This window comes from Erwinia typographi, assembly GCF_000773975.1.
Classification (GTDB): Bacteria; Pseudomonadota; Gammaproteobacteria; order Enterobacterales; family Enterobacteriaceae; genus Erwinia; species Erwinia typographi.
This window is the reverse complement of sequence record NZ_JRUQ01000106.1, coordinates 1-14,993: the sequence shown is the minus strand read 5'-3', so window position 1 is coordinate 14,993 and position 14,993 is coordinate 1. Positions and strand designations below refer to the sequence as shown.

Genomic DNA, 14,993 nt, shown 5'->3' with positions numbered 1-14,993 from the left:
CTGATTAACGGCCGTAGCCTTTCAGGTTTGCTTTCTTCAATGCAGACTCGTACTGACTAGACATCATCAGAGTTTGCACTTGAGCCATAAAGTCCATGATGACAACCACTACGATCAGCAGTGATGTACCGCCAAAGTAGAATGGGACTTTCATCGCATCACGCATGAACTCCGGGATCAGGCAGATGAAAGTAATGTAGAGCGCACCGACTAAAGTCAGGCGGGTCATTACTTTATCGATATACTTCGCCGTCTGTTCTCCCGGACGAATTCCTGGTACAAATGCACCGGACTTCTTCAGGTTATCTGCTGTTTCACGCGGGTTGAAAACCAGCGCTGTATAAAAGAAACAGAAGAAGATGATTGCAGTCGCATAGAGTAGCACATAAAGCGGTTGTCCGGGCTGCAAATACATTGAAATAGTCGTCAGCCAGTTCCAACCGGTACCGCCCCCGAACCATGAAGCGATGGTCGCCGGGAACAGAATGATGCTGGAAGCAAAAATTGCTGGGATAACCCCAGCCATGTTCACTTTCAGCGGTAAATGTGTGCTCTGTGCAGCATAGACACGACGGCCTTGCTGACGTTTCGCATAGTTCACCACAATGCGGCGTTGACCACGCTCAACGTAAACAACGAAGAAGGTCACTGCAAATACAAGAACTGCAACCAACAGCAACAGGAGGAAGTGCAGGTCGCCTTGCCTTGCCTGCTCGATAGTATGGCCAACGGCCGGCGGCAATCCCGCAACGATACCAGCGAAGATTATGATTGAAATACCGTTGCCGATACCTCGTTCAGTAATCTGTTCACCCAGCCACATCAGGAACATTGTCCCGGTAACCAGGCTGACAACAGCGGTAAAGTAGAAAGCGAGGCCTGGATTTAACACCAGGCCCTGCATTCCAGGCATATTCGGTAAACCGGTAGCAATACCGACCGACTGAAATATCCCTAAGACCAGCGTCGCGTAGCGGGTGTACTGACTAATCTTACGACGGCCAGCCTCCCCTTCTTTCTTGATTTCAGCTAACGCGGGATGAACCACCGTCAGCAGCTGGATAATAATAGAGGCCGAGATGTACGGCATAATACCCAGAGCAAAGATAGAAGCACGACTAAGAGCACCACCAGAGAACATGTTGAACATTTCAATGATGGTGCCACGCTGTTGCTCAAGCAGTTTGGCAAGTACAGTGGCATCGATACCAGGGATCGGAATAAAAGAACCAATGCGGAAAACAATCAGCGCACCAATCACAAACAGAAGTCTGCGTTTTAGCTCGCCAAAACCACCCTTGGCACTTTGAAAATCTAATCCTGGTTGCTTAGCCATCTGCTACTTATTCCTCAATTTTACCGCCAGCAGCTTCGATTGCAGCACGAGCGCCTTTAGTGACACGCAGACCACGGATCGTTACCGGAGCAGAAACTTCGCCAGACAGAATAACTTTAGCGAATTCAATCTGAATACCGATAATGTTGGCCGCTTTCAGCGTGTTCAGGTCGGCAATCCCGCCTTCAACCTTCGCCAGGTCAGACAGACGAACTTCTGCCGTAACCATTGCTTTGCGAGAGGTAAAACCAAATTTTGGCAGACGACGGTACAGAGGCATCTGACCACCTTCAAAGCCGCGACGTACGCCACCGCCAGAACGAGAGTTCTGACCTTTGTGACCACGACCACCGGTTTTACCGAGGCCAGAACCAATACCGCGACCCAAACGTTTAGTCGCGCGCTTAGACCCTTCGGCCGGAGACAGAGTATTTAAACGCATCTGTTACTCCTCCACTTTAACCATGTAGGAAATCGCGTTAACCATACCGCGTACAGCTGGCGTATCTTCACGCTCTACGGTGTGGTTAATACGACGCAGACCCAGGCCAAGCAGCGTTGCCTTGTGTTTCGGCAAACGTCCGATCGAACTGCGGGTTTGTGTAATCTTAATAGTCTTAGCCATGGTCATTACCCCAGAATGTCTTCAACGGATTTGCCACGCTTGGCAGCGACCATTTCTGGGGAATTCATGTTGGCCAGGCCATCCAGCGTTGCACGAACCACGTTAATCGGGTTAGTGGAACCGTAGGCTTTAGCCAAAACGTTATGAACCCCAGCGACTTCCAGAACGGCGCGCATTGCACCGCCGGCAATGATACCGGTACCTTCAGAAGCCGGCTGCATGAACACGCGAGAACCTGTGTGCACGCCTTTAACAGGGTGCTGCAGGGTGCCGTTGTTCAGCGCGACGTTAATCATATTGCGACGAGCTTTTTCCATCGCTTTCTGGATCGCTGCTGGAACTTCACGCGCTTTTCCGTAACCAAAACCGATACGACCGTTACCGTCGCCTACTACTGTCAGAGCAGTGAAGGAGAAGATACGACCGCCTTTTACGGTTTTAGATACGCGATTTACCGCGATCAGCTTTTCCTGCAGTTCGCCAGCTTGTTTTTCGATGTGTGCCATCTTACACCTCTACCTTAGAACTGTAGGCCAGCTTCACGGGCAGCATCTGCCAGTGCCTGGACACGACCATGATATTGGAAACCAGAACGGTCGAAAGAAACACTTTTGATGCCTTTTTCGATTGCGCGCTCAGCAACTGCTTTACCAACGGCTGCAGCGGCGTCTTTGTTTCCTGTGTACTTCAGTTGCTCACCGATTGCTTTTTCTACTGTAGAAGCAGCGACCAGGATTTCAGAACCATTCGGAGCAATTACCTGTGCGTAAATATGACGCGGGGTACGATGTACCACCAGGCGAGTTGCACCCAGCTCTTTGAGCTTGCGGCGTGCGCGGGTCGCACGACGGATACGAGCAGATTTCTTATCCATAGTGTTACCTTACTTCTTCTTAGCCTCTTTGGTACGCACGACTTCGTCGGCGTAACGAACACCCTTGCCTTTGTAAGGCTCAGGACGACGGTAGGCGCGCAGGTCTGCTGCTACCTGACCGATCAGCTGCTTATCAGCGCCTTTCAGCACGATTTCAGTCTGACTCGGACATTCAGCAGTGACGCCGGCTGGCAGCTCATGGTCAACAGGGTGAGAGAAGCCTAATGCTAAGTTCACCACGTTGCCTTTAACGGCTGCACGATAACCTACACCAACCAGCTGCAACTTCTTAGAGAAGCCTTCGGTAACACCGATAACCATACCGTTGAGCAGTGCACGAGAAGTACCAGCCTGCGCCCAACCATCCACAAAACCTTCGCGCGGAGCGAAAGTAAGGGCGTTGTCTGCATGCTTAACTTCTACAGCATTGTTCAGAGTACGAGTCAGCTCGCCGTTTTTACCTTTAATCGAGATAACCTGACCGTTGAGTTTTACCTCTACGCCGGCAGGAATCACGACAGGTGCTTTAGCAACACGAGACATAAATTCCTCCTTAAGCTACGTAGCAGATAATTTCGCCACCAAGACCAGCCTGGCGCGCTGCACGATCGGTCATAACACCTTTAGAGGTAGAAACAACAGCGATACCCAGTCCTGCCATAACTTTTGGCAGTTCGTCTTTGCGTTTGTAGATACGCAGACCTGGACGACTAACACGCTGAATGCTTTCTACCACCGCCTTGCCCTGGAAATACTTAAGAGTCAGTTCCAGTTCTGGCTTGGTGTCGCCTTCGATTTTAAATTCTTCAATATAACCTTCTTCCTTCAGCACGTTGGCAACTGCCACTTTCAGCTTGGAGGAAGGCATGGTGACCGCTACTTTATTCGCGGATTGACCGTTACGGATACGGGTCAGCATATCCGCGATCGGATCTTGCATGCTCATCTGTCTTTACTCCCGTGATTCAATTGGTAATTACCAGCTAGCCTTTTTCAAGCCAGGTACTTCACCGCGCATTGCGGCTTCACGAAGCTTAATACGGCTCAACCCGAATTTGCCCACATAACCATGTGGACGGCCAGTTTGGCGGCAGCGCTTACGCTGACGAGACGGGCTGGAATCACGCGGCAGAGTTTGCAGCTTGAGAACAGCATCCCAACGAGCTTCGTCGGATGAGTTCACACTTGAAATGATAGCCTTCAGTTCCTCGCGTTTTGCGCGGTACTTTTCAGCCAGTTTCACGCGAACAACTTCGCGTGCTTTCATTGATTGCTTAGCCATCAGTAACCCTGCCTTACTTGCGGAACGGGAAGTTAAAAGCAGCCAAAAGTGCGCGGCCTTCATCATCAGATTTCGCAGTAGTGGTAATGGTGATATCCAAACCACGAACGCGGTCGACTTTGTCATAGTCGATCTCTGGGAAGATGATCTGCTCACGAACGCCCATGCTGTAGTTGCCACGACCATCGAATGACTTAGTGGACAGGCCACGGAAGTCACGAATACGTGGAACAGCAATAGAAATCAGACGCTCAAAGAACTCCCACATGCGTTCGCCACGCAGAGTTACTTTACAGCCGATCGGATAGCCCTGACGGATTTTGAAGCCTGCAACTGATTTGCGTGCTTTGGTGATAAACGGTTTTTGACCGGAGATTGCTGCCAGATCGGCTGCTGCGTTATCCAGCAGTTTCTTGTCAGCGATCGCTTCACCCACACCCATATTCAGGGTGATCTTCTCGACCCGAGGGACTTGCATGACAGAATTGTAGCTAAACTCAGTCATGAGTTTTTTAACTACTTCGTCTTTGTAGTAATCATGCAGTTTCGCCATCGTACTACTCCAAATTACTTGATAGTTTCGCTGTTAGACTTGAAGAAACGGACTTTTTTGCCGTCTTCGAATCTAAAGCCTACACGGTCCGCCTTGCCGGTGGCACTGTTGTAAAGCGCAACGTTTGAAACCTGCAGAGCAGCTTCCTTTTCAACGATGCCACCTGGTTGGTTCAGGGCCGGGACCGGCTTCTGATGTTTCTTAACCAGATTGATACCTTCAACAATAACCTTGCCAGAAGACAGGACGTTCTTAACTTTACCGCGCTTACCTTTATCTTTGCCGGTCAGCACGATAACTTCGTCATCGCGACGGATTTTAGCTGCCATTTTTCGCTCCTTAGAGTACTTCTGGTGCCAGAGAGATAATTTTCATGAACTTTTCAGTACGAAGTTCACGAGTTACCGGCCCAAAAATACGCGTTCCGATAGGCTGCTCACTGTTATTGTTTAAAATAACGCATGCATTACCATCGAAGCGAATGACAGAACCGTCCGGGCGACGAACACCCTTCCTGGTGCGCACCACTACCGCTTTCAGCACATCACCTTTCTTAACCTTACCGCGAGGAATCGCTTCCTTGATGGTAATTTTGATGATATCGCCTACGCCTGCGTAGCGACGGTGCGAGCCACCCAGAACCTTGATACACATTACGCGACGTGCACCGGAGTTGTCGGCGACGTTCAGCATAGTCTGTTCTTGGATCATTTTAGTGCTCCGCTAATGTCAACTACTACTTCGGGACCTGATTCAGGTCGTATAAAAGCCCCATAATTGAGGGCGCAGCATTATAACACCGCATCTCGCATATGGGTAGAAAAAATAAACGGCCCGTACGAGCCGTTTATCTTATTTTTTAGAGAGCGCAGATTCTATTACAGAATCGCTTTCTCTACAACGCGAACCAGCGTCCAGGACTTGGTCTTGGACAGCGGGCGACATTCGCGGATTTCAACCACGTCGCCAATCCCGCATTCGTTGTTCTCGTCATGTACGTGCAGTTTAGTCGTACGCTTAATGAACTTCCCGTAGATAGGGTGTTTCACAAAACGTTCGATAGCAACAACCATGGATTTCTCCATTTTGTCACTAGTCACACGACCTTGCAGAGTACGGATTTTATCGGTCATTACGCACCCGCCTTCTCAGTCAGTAAAGTCTTAACGCGTGCAACATCACGACGCACTTGCTTCAACAGATGAGACTGTTGCAGCTGGCCGGATGCTGCCTGCATGCGCAGGTTAAACTGCTCACGCAGAAGGTTAAGCAGCTCAGTGTTCAGCTCTTCAACGCTTTTTTCACGCAGCTCTGTTGCTTTCATTACATCACCGTCTTAGTTACAAAGGTGGTTTTGATAGGCAGTTTTGCTGCTGCCAGCTTGAATGCTTCACGGGCCAGCTCTTCCGGTACGCCGTCCATTTCATACAGGACTTTACCAGGCTGGATCAAGGCAACCCAATACTCCACGTTACCTTTACCTTTACCCATACGCACTTCCAGCGGCTTCTCGGTAATTGGTTTGTCCGGGAATACACGGATCCAAATTTTACCTTGACGCTTAACTGCACGGGTCATAGCACGACGTGCTGCTTCGATCTGACGAGCGGTCAGACGACCACGGCCAACAGCTTTCAAACCGAAAGTACCGAAGCTAACATCCGTGCCCTGCGCCAGACCACGGTTGCGGCCTTTATGCACTTTACGGAATTTTGTACGCTTTGGTTGTAACATCAGCGACTCTCCTTACTTACGGCTTTTACGCTGCTGCTTTTTAGGTTGAGCAGCCGGTTCCGGTTGTTCAACAGCAGCCATACCACCCAGGATCTCACCTTTGAAGATCCATACCTTAACGCCGATTACACCATAAGTGGTGTGCGCTTCAGAGGTGTTGTAGTCAATGTCAGCACGCAGGGTGTGCAGCGGCACGCGGCCTTCACGGTACCATTCGGTACGCGCGATTTCAGCACCACCCAGACGGCCACTAACTTCAACTTTGATCCCTTTAGCGCCCAGACGCATTGCGTTCTGTACGGCACGCTTCATAGCACGACGGAACATCACACGACGCTCCAGCTGTGAAGTGATGCTGTCAGCAACCAATTTAGCGTCCAGTTCCGGCTTACGGACTTCGGCGATATTGATCTGTGCAGGAACGCCAGCGATATCCGCTACGACCTTGCGCAGTTTTTCTACGTCTTCGCCTTTCTTACCGATAACGATGCCAGGGCGAGCGGTGTGAATAGTCACACGGATGCTCTTAGCTGGACGCTCGATAACGATACGAGATACAGACGCTTTTGACAGTTCTTTCGTTAAGAACTGACGTACTTTAAAGTCGCTGTCCAGGTTGTCAGCGAATTCTTTGGTATTGGCGAACCAGGTAGAGTTCCAGGGTTTAACAATACCCAGGCGAATACCATTAGGATGTACTTTCTGACCCATTGCTAGTCTCCAGAGTCTCAGCGATCGGACACAACCACAGTAATGTGGCTGGTGCGCTTCAGGATGCGATCTGCACGACCTTTTGCACGAGGCATAATGCGCTTCATGCTTGGGCCTTCGTCGACGAAGATCTTCGTGACTTTCAGATCATCAATGTCAGCGCCATCGTTGTGTTCGGCGTTAGCAATGGCAGATTCCAGGACCTTCTTAACCAGTACAGCCGCTTTCTTGTTGGTGTAGGTCAGAATGTCCAGAGCCTGCGACACCTTCTTACCGCGTACAAGATCCGCTACCAGGCGAACCTTCTGTGCAGAAGAACGAGCGTGGCGATGTTTAGCGATAGTTTCCATCTCTTCCTCCTGCCTTAGCGTTTCTTGGCTTTCTTATCAGCCGTGTGGCCGCGATAAGTACGGGTCGGTGCAAATTCACCCAGCTTGTGACCGACCATTTCGTCGGAAACAAAAACAGGAACGTGCTGACGACCATTATGGACAGCGATGGTCAAACCGATCATGTTAGGGAAGATCGTTGAACGACGGGACCAGGTGCGCAAAGGCTTCTTGTCTCCGCTTTCCACCGCTTTCTCTACCTTCTTCAGCAAGTGCAGGTCAATAAAAGGACCTTTCTTGAGAGAACGTGGCATGGCTTATCCTCTAAAATTATTTGCTACGGCGACGTACGATAAATTTATCAGTACGCTTGTTGCTGCGGGTCTTCTTACCTTTGGTCTGCAGGCCCCACGGGGAGACCGGGTGCTTACCAAAGTTACGACCTTCACCACCACCATGTGGGTGGTCGACTGGGTTCATCGCAGTACCGCGAACGGTAGGACGAACACCACGCCAACGAGCAGCACCGGCTTTACCCAGAACGCGAAGCATGTGCTCAGCGTTACCGACTTCACCCAGGGTCGCGCGGCAGTCAATTTCGACTTTACGCATTTCACCTGAACGCAGACGCAGGGTTACGTAGGAACCTTCACGAGCAACGATCTGCACGTAAGCACCGGCTGAGCGAGCAATCTGACCGCCTTTGCCTGGTTTCATTTCTACGTTATGTACGGTGGAACCCACTGGAATGTTACGCATCGGCAGGGTGTTACCTGCTTTGATCGCAGCATCAACGCCAGACTGAATCTGGTCGCCAGCTTTCAGGCCTTTAGGGGCCAGGATGTAACGGCGCTCGCCGTCTTTGTACAGAACCAGTGCGATGTTCGCAGAGCGGTTCGGATCGTACTCAAGACGTTCAACGGTTGCCGGGATACCATCTTTGTTGCGTTTGAAGTCAACAATACGGTAAGCCTGCTTGTGACCACCACCGATATGACGGGTAGTGATACGACCATTGTTGTTACGGCCGCCGGATTTGCTGTTTTTCTCTACCAGCGGGGCAAATGGTTTGCCCTTGTGCAGCTCCGCGTTTACCACTTTAACTACATGGCGACGACCCGGAGATGTCGGTTTACATTTAACAACTGCCATTGTTCTTCTCCTCCGACTTACTCAGCGCCGCCGACGAAGTCCAGATTCTGGCCTTCTTTCAGGGTGACGTAAGCTTTTTTCCAGTCGTTACGACGACCAATACGCTGACCGGAACGTTTAACTTTCCCTTTCACTACCAGGGTGTTAACGACCTCTACTTCCACTTCGAAAAGCTTCTGTACAGCGGCTTTGATTTCTGCTTTGGTCGCGTCTTTAGCAACTTTGAGAACGATGGTGTTTGTTTTTTCCATCGCAGCAGATGCTTTTTCAGATACGTGCGGCGCGCGCACTACTTTCAGCAGACGTTCTTCACGGATCATGCCAGCATCTCCTCAACTTGCTTAACTGCGTCAGCAGTCATAACGACTTTGTCGAAGGCGATCAGGCTAACTGGGTCGATACCCGCTGCATCACGAACGTCAACCTTGTACAGGTTACGCGCGGCCAGGAACAGATTCTCTTCCAGTTCGCCAGTGATGATCAGCACGTCTTCCAGCGCCATGTCTTTCAGTTTCTCTACCAGCAGCTTAGTTTTAGGCGCTTCAAGAGAGAACTGCTCGACAACGATCAGACGATCTTGACGTACCAGTTCGGACAGGATGCTTTTCAGCGCGCCGCGGTACATCTTTTTGTTTACTTTTTGACTGTGGTCCTGTGGCTTCGCAGCGAAGGTTACGCCACCGGAACGCCAGATCGGGCTCTTAACAGAACCTGAACGCGCACGGCCGGTACCTTTCTGGCGCCACGGCTTTTTGCCGGAACCAGTAACTTCAGCACGGGTCTTCTGAGCACGAGTACCTTGACGGGCACCTGCTGCATAAGCAACAACAACCTGATGTACCAGCGCTTCGTTGAAATCACGACCGAAGGTAGTTTCGGAAACAGTCAGCGCGCTTTGCGCGTCTTTCAATACTAATTCCATTGCTATCCCCTTACGCCTTCACAGCTGGTTTAACGATCAGGTCGCTACCGGTAGCACCGGGAACTGCACCTTTCACCAGCAGCAGGTTGCGCTCAGCGTCAACACGTACTACGTCCAGGCTCTGAACGGTTACGCGCTCATTACCCAGCTGGCCTGCCATTTTCTTGCCTTTGAACACTTTGCCCGGAGTCTGGTTCTGACCGATAGAACCCGGAACGCGGTGAGACAAGGAGTTACCGTGGGTCGCATCCTGAGTACGGAAGTTCCAGCGCTTAACAGTACCGGCAAAACCTTTACCTTTAGATGTCCCAGTCACGTCAACTTTTTTCACGTCAGCGAAAATATCAACGTTAACGCTCTGACCTACGGTGAATTCTGCACCTTCAGCGGTACGGAACTCCCACAGACCACGGCCAGCTTCAACACCAGCTTTAGCAAAATGGCCCGCTTCAGGCTTAGTAACGCGGTTTGCTTTTTTAGCACCGGTAGTTACCTGAATAGCAGTGTAGCCGTCGTTCTCCAGGCTCTTAACCTGAGTGACGCGGTTTGCTTCAATTTCAATCACGGTTACTGGGATAGAAACGCCATCTTCTGTGAAGATACGAGTCATGCCCACTTTCTTACCGACTAAACCAATCATTGTTTCAACCTCTCAATCGCTCAATGACCTGATTAACCCAGGCTGATCTGCACGTCTACACCTGCAGCCAGATCCAGACGCATCAGAGCATCAACCGTTTTTTCAGTTGGCTCAACGATGTCAACCAGACGCTTGTGAGTGCGAATTTCATACTGATCGCGCGCATCTTTATTGACGTGCGGGGAGATCAGAACGGTAAAGCGCTCTTTGCGGGTCGGCAGCGGGATGGGACCACGAACCTGCGCACCAGTGCGCTTGGCAGTCTCAACGATTTCCGCAGTTGATTGATCGATCAGACGATGATCAAACGCTTTAAGACGGATACGGATTCTTTGGTTCTGCATGAGACCAGAGCTCCAATTATTTATAAACGAAAAAATTACTACTCAAACCCATTACGATTGATGGGAGAGTGTAATCGTCTGCACATAACTCCCCTATTGGGAGTATTGTCAGGTGAGCGAGTCGCTCGCCTGCGGTTCAGATTGAACCGGGCCGCCATTTCTGACAAGCCCGCGCATTATACGTGTCTTAGCGCACAAAGCAACCTGTTTTACGGGGCGGAAAACCAGCATCGGGAGGAGGAAATCAGCAAGGCGGCGCTCAGAAATGATACCGCCGCTGAAGTGACTGTTTCAGCGGCGGTATTTTGTACAACGACATTGCGGCTACCCTGCCCTACTCTTCTACTTTAATTTGCGACTGGAGATAATTTGGCGTACCAATCTTACCGATCAGCTCGAGCTCCGTTTCGAGAAAATCGATGTGATGCTCTTCATCCTCCAGGATCACAATCATCATGTCCCGGCTGACGTAGTCGTGCACCTTATCCGCGTAAGCTATCGCCTCGCGGAGATCTTTCGCTCCTTCCAGCTCAAGCTGTAAATCCGACTTCAACATCTCTTCCACATCTTCTCCGATGCGGAGCCTGCCCAGGTCCTGTAGGTTGGGAATCCCCTCAAGAAAAAGTATGCGTTCAATATACTTGTCAGCATGCTTCATCTCATCGATGGACTCGTGGTACTCAATATCGTTTAAGCGCATCAGCCCCCAGTTCTTGAGCATCCGCGCGTGCAGGAAATACTGATTGATGGCAACCAGTTCATTTCCCAATAGTTTGTTAAGATGACTTATGATTTTTATATCGCCCTTCATTTGCTTCCTCCGCTTCCAGTTATCCATATAGATCGTAGGTGTACCTGCCGTTTTTTCCAGCGCTATCACTCAACTTTGTCATCGCCCCTCCTCTGGCCGCTGACAAAAGTAAGCAGAAATAGCGATTACTGGATTGGCTAACCTGGCGGTCCCGCTGCTGAAGCAAAAAAACCGCCTGCACCAGTGCAGACGGTTTCAAATGAAACGCTCAGAGTGAACAGAAAGACTATTTAAGCATATCTTTTGTTACATTCAGTTTGGCCAGCAGCACATCGGAACGATGAACCCATCCAGGTTTACCGGTTGCCAGCACCACTTTTACTTCACTTCCGGGTTTAATATTCTGTACATGACTGGTGTAAGTTTTTACCGTCACCGTGCGATTAAACTCATTGAATGACTTGTCGGCGTAATAAGCTGTTCCCGCATAAGTCTCTCCCACGTACTTACCATCAACATAAAACATGATACGTTTATTGGCTTTAAAGGTTTTAGTATCAAGGGTGACCTCAACAGCTATTTTCCCCTTAGGCTCACGCAAAACGTTCAGCTGGACGCCTTCATCCTGCTTAAGTAAGGTTGCGGATATTGAGCCCAGTTCGTGGTCTGCGGTATCACCACTGAGTTCCCAGATAATCGCACCGCCGTAGCCTTCTTTCTTAATATAGTTCACTTTACCGGTGATGGATTCAACATCATCATAGGAGTGGAACTCGCCTTTCGAACCAGCAGCAGTACTTAGCAGATAAGGAACTTTTGCCTGCTCATCCCAGAAACGCTGGTATTGCTGGCTCAGGCTTTTATTTTTCACCACATAGTATGGGTTCACGCCATTGAGTTCGTCTTTATTATCCCACTGGCCATGAACAGCCGCTTCACCCGGATTCAGGAAGCCTGGCAGACCGGAAACAATTTCCTTATTAGCTACGTTGCCCCATGCACGGCCATACCATGAAAGACCAACCAGCAGTTTTTCTTTCGGCACGCCATATACGAGATTGTACTCTTTCATCGTGCTGTCGATATTGAACTTTTGGTTTACATCTTTGCTGTTAGCATATAACGGGGAATTATGACCGGTAATATTGTCGAAAGCACCATGATAGTCATAGGTCATGACGTTCACGGTATCCAGCAGTGGCGCGGTAACTTTTGGATTGATATAGGGGATATTGGCATAGTTAGCCGTTACTGCTGCGGTCAGCTGATAATATTTATCCTTTTTTATACCTAACGCATCCAGCTTGGTGCGTAATGACTGTACCAGGCTGGTGAACTGAGCGCCTGCCTTCTCGGTGGTCGGGTATTCCCAGTCGATATCAACGCCATCAAAGCCCCATTGCTCAGTATGCGCCACAATGCTGTTGGCCAGACGCTCCACGCCAGCAGGCGTTGCCGTTGCTGCCTCAAACACATTCAGCGCATTCTCTGCATCGTCGCAATAAAGCACGCAGAGTTGGGAATTGGTGTAACCCCCAATGGAAATCATATTACTAACGTTAGCCCTGGCGGTGCGCTGAGCAATATCTCGCATCAGGCCGGGACCTTTATAGGTATCATGTACCTCAACCACCCCCTCTTTTGTCACTACCGCAAAACCATAATTCAAATGGCTGATCTGATCCCAGGCGACTTTATCAGGCGTGAAGTTATCATGCGCATCATAGACGCCCCACTCAGGGAAATAACCAATAACCTTACGTTTGCTGGCAATTTCATTTTTTATTTTTGTCTGGTAATCAATCGCAGCCTGGCCGGTGAACGGTGTAAAATCAAACTTTTTATAATCCTCAAGGAGGATTTTTTCGCCTTTTTTCCAAACGCCATTGACGCCCGGCTCTTCACCTGGATTTGCCCACCATCCATTTGTCCAATAAAAACCATTATGGCGAACGATGGTATCAGGCTTGCCGTAAGATTCACCTGTTTCCCACGTTGATGAACTTAATAATTTTTTATCAACTTTAGCCAGCTCTACCGTAACTTTGCCAGGGAAATTGTTATCCCTTTCACTTTCGTATGCCCGCCAGTTGGCACCGTTATCCAGAGAATACATATAAGAGATATCTATCCCCTGGATTTTATTAGTGTTATCGTTAGCCACCAGATCTGTAGCATAAGCGGCAGTAGTCGATCCGATTCCAATTAATACACTGATAGCAATCTGCTTTAATTTCACAAGTATTCCTTTCTTCATTCTCAGCGTTTATTACTCTCAACGTTCAGAGAGGGATATATGTCAAAGAGACAATACGTTGGGTAACATACACCCTGAAAAAAGGAATACCACAAAATCACACTTAACCTGGTCCTTAATTAATAGAATTTCCAATAACCTAAATTAACCATTGTTATAAGTACTAATGGCATGAGGTATCGAATATAAAGTGTATTAAGGATGTTGAGAAGAAAAACCATCCTGAGCAGTCAAAAGTGCTCAGGCAATTTCCTTGTATTGCGCAGGATGCTTCATTTCTTCTTCCATGATCCTGCGCGCGGCATGGATGCATTTGCCACACTGCTTGCCGACGGGGACCAGCTGACGAAGATGCTGTATCGATTTTGGCTGATATCGGCGGACAACTTCACGGATCGTTTTATCACTCACCGCATTACACAAACAGACGTACATTTTGCTACTCCAGAACCGTTTCCGATCTAAGTGTAAATGCGAATCGTTTTTATTACAATCACTGTCGCTGCCCACCGGGGCAAATCGCAGGCATAAAAAAAGAGCACCTAAGTGCTCTCTTTACTTGCTACGGCGGAGCGAACTCCGCCGTTCAGATCATCGACAATTAAGCGATAACTTTAGCAACAACGCCCGCACCAACAGTACGGCCGCCTTCACGGATAGCGAAACGCAGACCGTCATCCATCGCGATTGGGTGGATCAGGGTAACAATCATCTGAATGTTGTCACCTGGCATTACCATTTCAACGCCTTCCGGCAGTTCGATGGTTCCGGTCACGTCAGTTGTACGGAAGTAGAACTGTGGACGGTAGCCTTTGAAGAACGGAGTATGACGGCCGCCTTCGTCTTTGGACAGAATATAAACTTCTGACTCAAATTTAGTGTGTGGCTTGATCGAGCCTGGCTTAGCCAGAACCTGACCACGCTGGATTTCTTCACGCTTGATACCACGCAGAAGAACACCACAGTTTTCGCCCGCACGACCTTCGTCCAGCAGCTTACGGAACATTTCAACGCCGGTACAGGTTGATTTCACGGTATCTTTGATACCAACGATCTCAACTTCTTCGCCGACTTTGATCACGCCGCGCTCTACACGACCGGTAACAACGGTACCACGGCCAGAGATAGAGAAAACGTCTTCGATTGGCAGCAGGAACGGCTTGTCAATGGCGCGCTCTGGTTCTGGGATGTAGCTATCCAGGTAACCGGCCAGCTCAATGATTTTCTCTTCCCACTCGGCTTCGCCCTGCAGCGCTTTCAGCGCAGAACCACGAACGATTGGCAGGTCATCACCAGGGAAGTCGTAGGCAGACAGAAGTTCACGCACTTCCATCTCAACCAGTTCCAGCAGCTCTTCGTCATCAACCATGTCGCATTTGTTCATGAACACGATGATGAAAGGAACGCCAACCTGGCGACCCAGCAGGATGTGCTCACGGGTCTGCGGCATTGGGCCGTCAGTTGCGGCAACAACCAGGATTGC

At 49.7% G+C, this 14,993-nt stretch carries 26 protein-coding genes; all 26 read right to left on the bottom strand.

From position 1 onward, the window contains the following. Window positions 1-4 precede the first annotated feature (4 nt). On the bottom strand, window positions 5-1,336 hold the full coding sequence (gene secY / locus NG99_RS26405) for a preprotein translocase subunit SecY (RefSeq protein ID WP_034899646.1): 1,332 nt from the start codon (window positions 1,334-1,336) through the stop codon (window positions 5-7). Window positions 1,337-1,343: 7 nt separating this feature from the next. Beyond that, a complete protein-coding gene (gene rplO / locus NG99_RS26400) occupies window positions 1,344-1,778 on the bottom strand; it encodes a 50S ribosomal protein L15 (RefSeq protein WP_034899643.1) in 435 nt (144 codons plus the stop codon). A gap of 3 nt (window positions 1,779-1,781) precedes the next feature. Then, complete coding sequence (gene rpmD, locus NG99_RS26395) at window positions 1,782-1,961, bottom strand: 50S ribosomal protein L30 (protein ID WP_004160569.1); 180 nt, start codon at window positions 1,959-1,961, stop codon at window positions 1,782-1,784. 5 nt (window positions 1,962-1,966) lie between these two features. Beyond that, window positions 1,967-2,467 (bottom strand): 30S ribosomal protein S5, encoded by a 501-nt coding sequence (rpsE, locus tag NG99_RS26390; RefSeq protein ID WP_004160571.1) that lies wholly within the window; start codon window positions 2,465-2,467, stop codon window positions 1,967-1,969. 14 nt (window positions 2,468-2,481) lie between these two features. After that, on the bottom strand, window positions 2,482-2,835 hold the full coding sequence (gene rplR / locus NG99_RS26385; protein WP_034899641.1) for a 50S ribosomal protein L18: 354 nt from the start codon (window positions 2,833-2,835) through the stop codon (window positions 2,482-2,484). A gap of 9 nt (window positions 2,836-2,844) precedes the next feature. Beyond that, window positions 2,845-3,378 carry a 50S ribosomal protein L6 gene (gene rplF, locus NG99_RS26380; protein WP_034899640.1) on the bottom strand — a complete coding sequence of 178 codons (534 nt, stop codon included), beginning with the start codon at window positions 3,376-3,378 and terminating at the stop codon, window positions 2,845-2,847. Between the two features lie 10 nt (window positions 3,379-3,388). Then, a complete protein-coding gene (gene rpsH / locus NG99_RS26375) occupies window positions 3,389-3,781 on the bottom strand; it encodes a 30S ribosomal protein S8 (RefSeq protein ID WP_034899639.1) in 393 nt (130 codons plus the stop codon). Between the two features lie 30 nt (window positions 3,782-3,811). Beyond that, window positions 3,812-4,117 (bottom strand): 30S ribosomal protein S14, encoded by a 306-nt coding sequence (rpsN, locus tag NG99_RS26370; RefSeq protein ID WP_034899638.1) that lies wholly within the window; start codon window positions 4,115-4,117, stop codon window positions 3,812-3,814. A gap of 13 nt (window positions 4,118-4,130) precedes the next feature. Further along, window positions 4,131-4,670, bottom strand: coding sequence for a 50S ribosomal protein L5 (gene rplE, locus NG99_RS26365; RefSeq protein ID WP_034899629.1), 540 nt, complete (start codon window positions 4,668-4,670; stop codon window positions 4,131-4,133). 14 nt (window positions 4,671-4,684) lie between these two features. Further along, window positions 4,685-4,999, bottom strand: a complete 315-nt coding sequence (gene rplX / locus NG99_RS26360; RefSeq protein WP_034899626.1) for a 50S ribosomal protein L24 — start codon at window positions 4,997-4,999, stop codon at window positions 4,685-4,687. 10 nt (window positions 5,000-5,009) lie between these two features. Continuing rightward, window positions 5,010-5,381, bottom strand: a complete 372-nt coding sequence (gene rplN, locus NG99_RS26355; protein ID WP_004160583.1) for a 50S ribosomal protein L14 — start codon at window positions 5,379-5,381, stop codon at window positions 5,010-5,012. A gap of 167 nt (window positions 5,382-5,548) precedes the next feature. Next, window positions 5,549-5,803: a 30S ribosomal protein S17 gene (gene rpsQ / locus NG99_RS26350; RefSeq protein ID WP_034899623.1), complete on the bottom strand. Its 255-nt coding sequence runs from the start codon at window positions 5,801-5,803 to the stop codon at window positions 5,549-5,551. Then, window positions 5,803-5,994, bottom strand: a complete 192-nt coding sequence (rpmC, locus tag NG99_RS26345; RefSeq protein ID WP_013204129.1) for a 50S ribosomal protein L29 — start codon at window positions 5,992-5,994, stop codon at window positions 5,803-5,805. The genes rpsQ and rpmC overlap by 1 nt, the downstream gene beginning before the upstream one ends. Next, entirely contained in the window at window positions 5,994-6,404 is a 411-nt protein-coding gene (rplP, locus tag NG99_RS26340; protein WP_002438716.1) for a 50S ribosomal protein L16, read from the bottom strand. Before rplP ends, rpmC begins: the two co-directional genes overlap by 1 nt. Before the next feature lie 12 nt (window positions 6,405-6,416). Beyond that, a complete protein-coding gene (gene rpsC, locus NG99_RS26335) occupies window positions 6,417-7,115 on the bottom strand; it encodes a 30S ribosomal protein S3 (RefSeq protein WP_034899621.1) in 699 nt (232 codons plus the stop codon). Window positions 7,116-7,132: 17 nt separating this feature from the next. Further along, window positions 7,133-7,465 (bottom strand): 50S ribosomal protein L22, encoded by a 333-nt coding sequence (gene rplV / locus NG99_RS26330; protein ID WP_000447532.1) that lies wholly within the window; start codon window positions 7,463-7,465, stop codon window positions 7,133-7,135. Between the two features lie 14 nt (window positions 7,466-7,479). Further along, window positions 7,480-7,758 (bottom strand): 30S ribosomal protein S19, encoded by a 279-nt coding sequence (gene rpsS / locus NG99_RS26325; protein ID WP_013204132.1) that lies wholly within the window; start codon window positions 7,756-7,758, stop codon window positions 7,480-7,482. A 16-nt stretch (window positions 7,759-7,774) separates the two neighbouring features. Next, window positions 7,775-8,596: a 50S ribosomal protein L2 gene (gene rplB / locus NG99_RS26320; protein ID WP_034899618.1), complete on the bottom strand. Its 822-nt coding sequence runs from the start codon at window positions 8,594-8,596 to the stop codon at window positions 7,775-7,777. Window positions 8,597-8,613: 17 nt separating this feature from the next. Further along, complete coding sequence (gene rplW, locus NG99_RS26315) at window positions 8,614-8,916, bottom strand: 50S ribosomal protein L23 (protein ID WP_034899617.1); 303 nt, start codon at window positions 8,914-8,916, stop codon at window positions 8,614-8,616. After that, window positions 8,913-9,518, bottom strand: coding sequence for a 50S ribosomal protein L4 (gene rplD / locus NG99_RS26310; protein WP_034899616.1), 606 nt, complete (start codon window positions 9,516-9,518; stop codon window positions 8,913-8,915). The genes rplW and rplD overlap by 4 nt, the downstream gene beginning before the upstream one ends. Window positions 9,519-9,528: 10 nt before the next feature. Beyond that, entirely contained in the window at window positions 9,529-10,158 is a 630-nt protein-coding gene (gene rplC / locus NG99_RS26305; protein ID WP_034899615.1) for a 50S ribosomal protein L3, read from the bottom strand. 32 nt (window positions 10,159-10,190) lie between these two features. After that, a complete protein-coding gene (gene rpsJ / locus NG99_RS26300) occupies window positions 10,191-10,502 on the bottom strand; it encodes a 30S ribosomal protein S10 (protein ID WP_001181005.1) in 312 nt (103 codons plus the stop codon). 334 nt (window positions 10,503-10,836) lie between these two features. After that, entirely contained in the window at window positions 10,837-11,313 is a 477-nt protein-coding gene (bfr, locus tag NG99_RS26295; protein ID WP_034899692.1) for a bacterioferritin, read from the bottom strand. A 226-nt stretch (window positions 11,314-11,539) separates the two neighbouring features. Beyond that, the gene (locus tag NG99_RS26290; protein ID WP_034899611.1) at window positions 11,540-13,492 is read right to left on the bottom strand and encodes a glycoside hydrolase family 18 protein; all 1,953 of its coding nucleotides are present in this window, start codon (window positions 13,490-13,492) and stop codon (window positions 11,540-11,542) included. A 258-nt stretch (window positions 13,493-13,750) separates the two neighbouring features. Then, complete coding sequence (gene bfd, locus NG99_RS26285) at window positions 13,751-13,945, bottom strand: bacterioferritin-associated ferredoxin (protein ID WP_034899608.1); 195 nt, start codon at window positions 13,943-13,945, stop codon at window positions 13,751-13,753. A gap of 166 nt (window positions 13,946-14,111) precedes the next feature. Next, on the bottom strand, window positions 14,112-14,993 hold an 882-nt coding region (tuf, locus tag NG99_RS26280; protein WP_034899606.1), incomplete at its 5' end, for an elongation factor Tu.

Excerpts from the sequence above, each read along its gene's own strand:
- secY (WP_034899646.1), bottom strand. The coding sequence starts at position 1,336 with ATGGCTAAGCAACCAGGATTAGATTTTCAAAGTGCCAAGGGTGGTTTT.
- rplO (WP_034899643.1), bottom strand. The coding sequence starts at position 1,778 with ATGCGTTTAAATACTCTGTCTCCGGCCGAAGGGTCTAAGCGCGCGACT.
- rpmD (WP_004160569.1), bottom strand. The coding sequence starts at position 1,961 with ATGGCTAAGACTATTAAGATTACACAAACCCGCAGTTCGATCGGACGT.
- rpsE (WP_004160571.1), bottom strand. The coding sequence starts at position 2,467 with ATGGCACACATCGAAAAACAAGCTGGCGAACTGCAGGAAAAGCTGATC.
- rplR (WP_034899641.1), bottom strand. The coding sequence starts at position 2,835 with ATGGATAAGAAATCTGCTCGTATCCGTCGTGCGACCCGCGCACGCCGC.
- rplF (WP_034899640.1), bottom strand. The coding sequence starts at position 3,378 with ATGTCTCGTGTTGCTAAAGCACCTGTCGTGATTCCTGCCGGCGTAGAG.
- rpsH (WP_034899639.1), bottom strand. The coding sequence starts at position 3,781 with ATGAGCATGCAAGATCCGATCGCGGATATGCTGACCCGTATCCGTAAC.
- rpsN (WP_034899638.1), bottom strand. The coding sequence starts at position 4,117 with ATGGCTAAGCAATCAATGAAAGCACGCGAAGTTGTTCGCGTGAAACTG.
- rplE (WP_034899629.1), bottom strand. The coding sequence starts at position 4,670 with ATGGCGAAACTGCATGATTACTACAAAGACGAAGTAGTTAAAAAACTC.
- rplX (WP_034899626.1), bottom strand. The coding sequence starts at position 4,999 with ATGGCAGCTAAAATCCGTCGCGATGACGAAGTTATCGTGCTGACCGGC.
- rplN (WP_004160583.1), bottom strand. The coding sequence starts at position 5,381 with ATGATCCAAGAACAGACTATGCTGAACGTCGCCGACAACTCCGGTGCA.
- rpsQ (WP_034899623.1), bottom strand. The coding sequence starts at position 5,803 with ATGACCGATAAAATCCGTACTCTGCAAGGTCGTGTGACTAGTGACAAA.
- rpmC (WP_013204129.1), bottom strand. The coding sequence starts at position 5,994 with ATGAAAGCAACAGAGCTGCGTGAAAAAAGCGTTGAAGAGCTGAACACT.
- rplP (WP_002438716.1), bottom strand. The coding sequence starts at position 6,404 with ATGTTACAACCAAAGCGTACAAAATTCCGTAAAGTGCATAAAGGCCGC.
- rpsC (WP_034899621.1), bottom strand. The coding sequence starts at position 7,115 with ATGGGTCAGAAAGTACATCCTAATGGTATTCGCCTGGGTATTGTTAAA.
- rplV (WP_000447532.1), bottom strand. The coding sequence starts at position 7,465 with ATGGAAACTATCGCTAAACATCGCCACGCTCGTTCTTCTGCACAGAAG.
- rpsS (WP_013204132.1), bottom strand. The coding sequence starts at position 7,758 with ATGCCACGTTCTCTCAAGAAAGGTCCTTTTATTGACCTGCACTTGCTG.
- rplB (WP_034899618.1), bottom strand. The coding sequence starts at position 8,596 with ATGGCAGTTGTTAAATGTAAACCGACATCTCCGGGTCGTCGCCATGTA.
- rplW (WP_034899617.1), bottom strand. The coding sequence starts at position 8,916 with ATGATCCGTGAAGAACGTCTGCTGAAAGTAGTGCGCGCGCCGCACGTA.
- rplD (WP_034899616.1), bottom strand. The coding sequence starts at position 9,518 with ATGGAATTAGTATTGAAAGACGCGCAAAGCGCGCTGACTGTTTCCGAA.
- rplC (WP_034899615.1), bottom strand. The coding sequence starts at position 10,158 with ATGATTGGTTTAGTCGGTAAGAAAGTGGGCATGACTCGTATCTTCACA.
- rpsJ (WP_001181005.1), bottom strand. The coding sequence starts at position 10,502 with ATGCAGAACCAAAGAATCCGTATCCGTCTTAAAGCGTTTGATCATCGT.
- bfr (WP_034899692.1), bottom strand. The coding sequence starts at position 11,313 with ATGAAGGGCGATATAAAAATCATAAGTCATCTTAACAAACTATTGGGA.
- bfd (WP_034899608.1), bottom strand. The coding sequence starts at position 13,945 with ATGTACGTCTGTTTGTGTAATGCGGTGAGTGATAAAACGATCCGTGAA.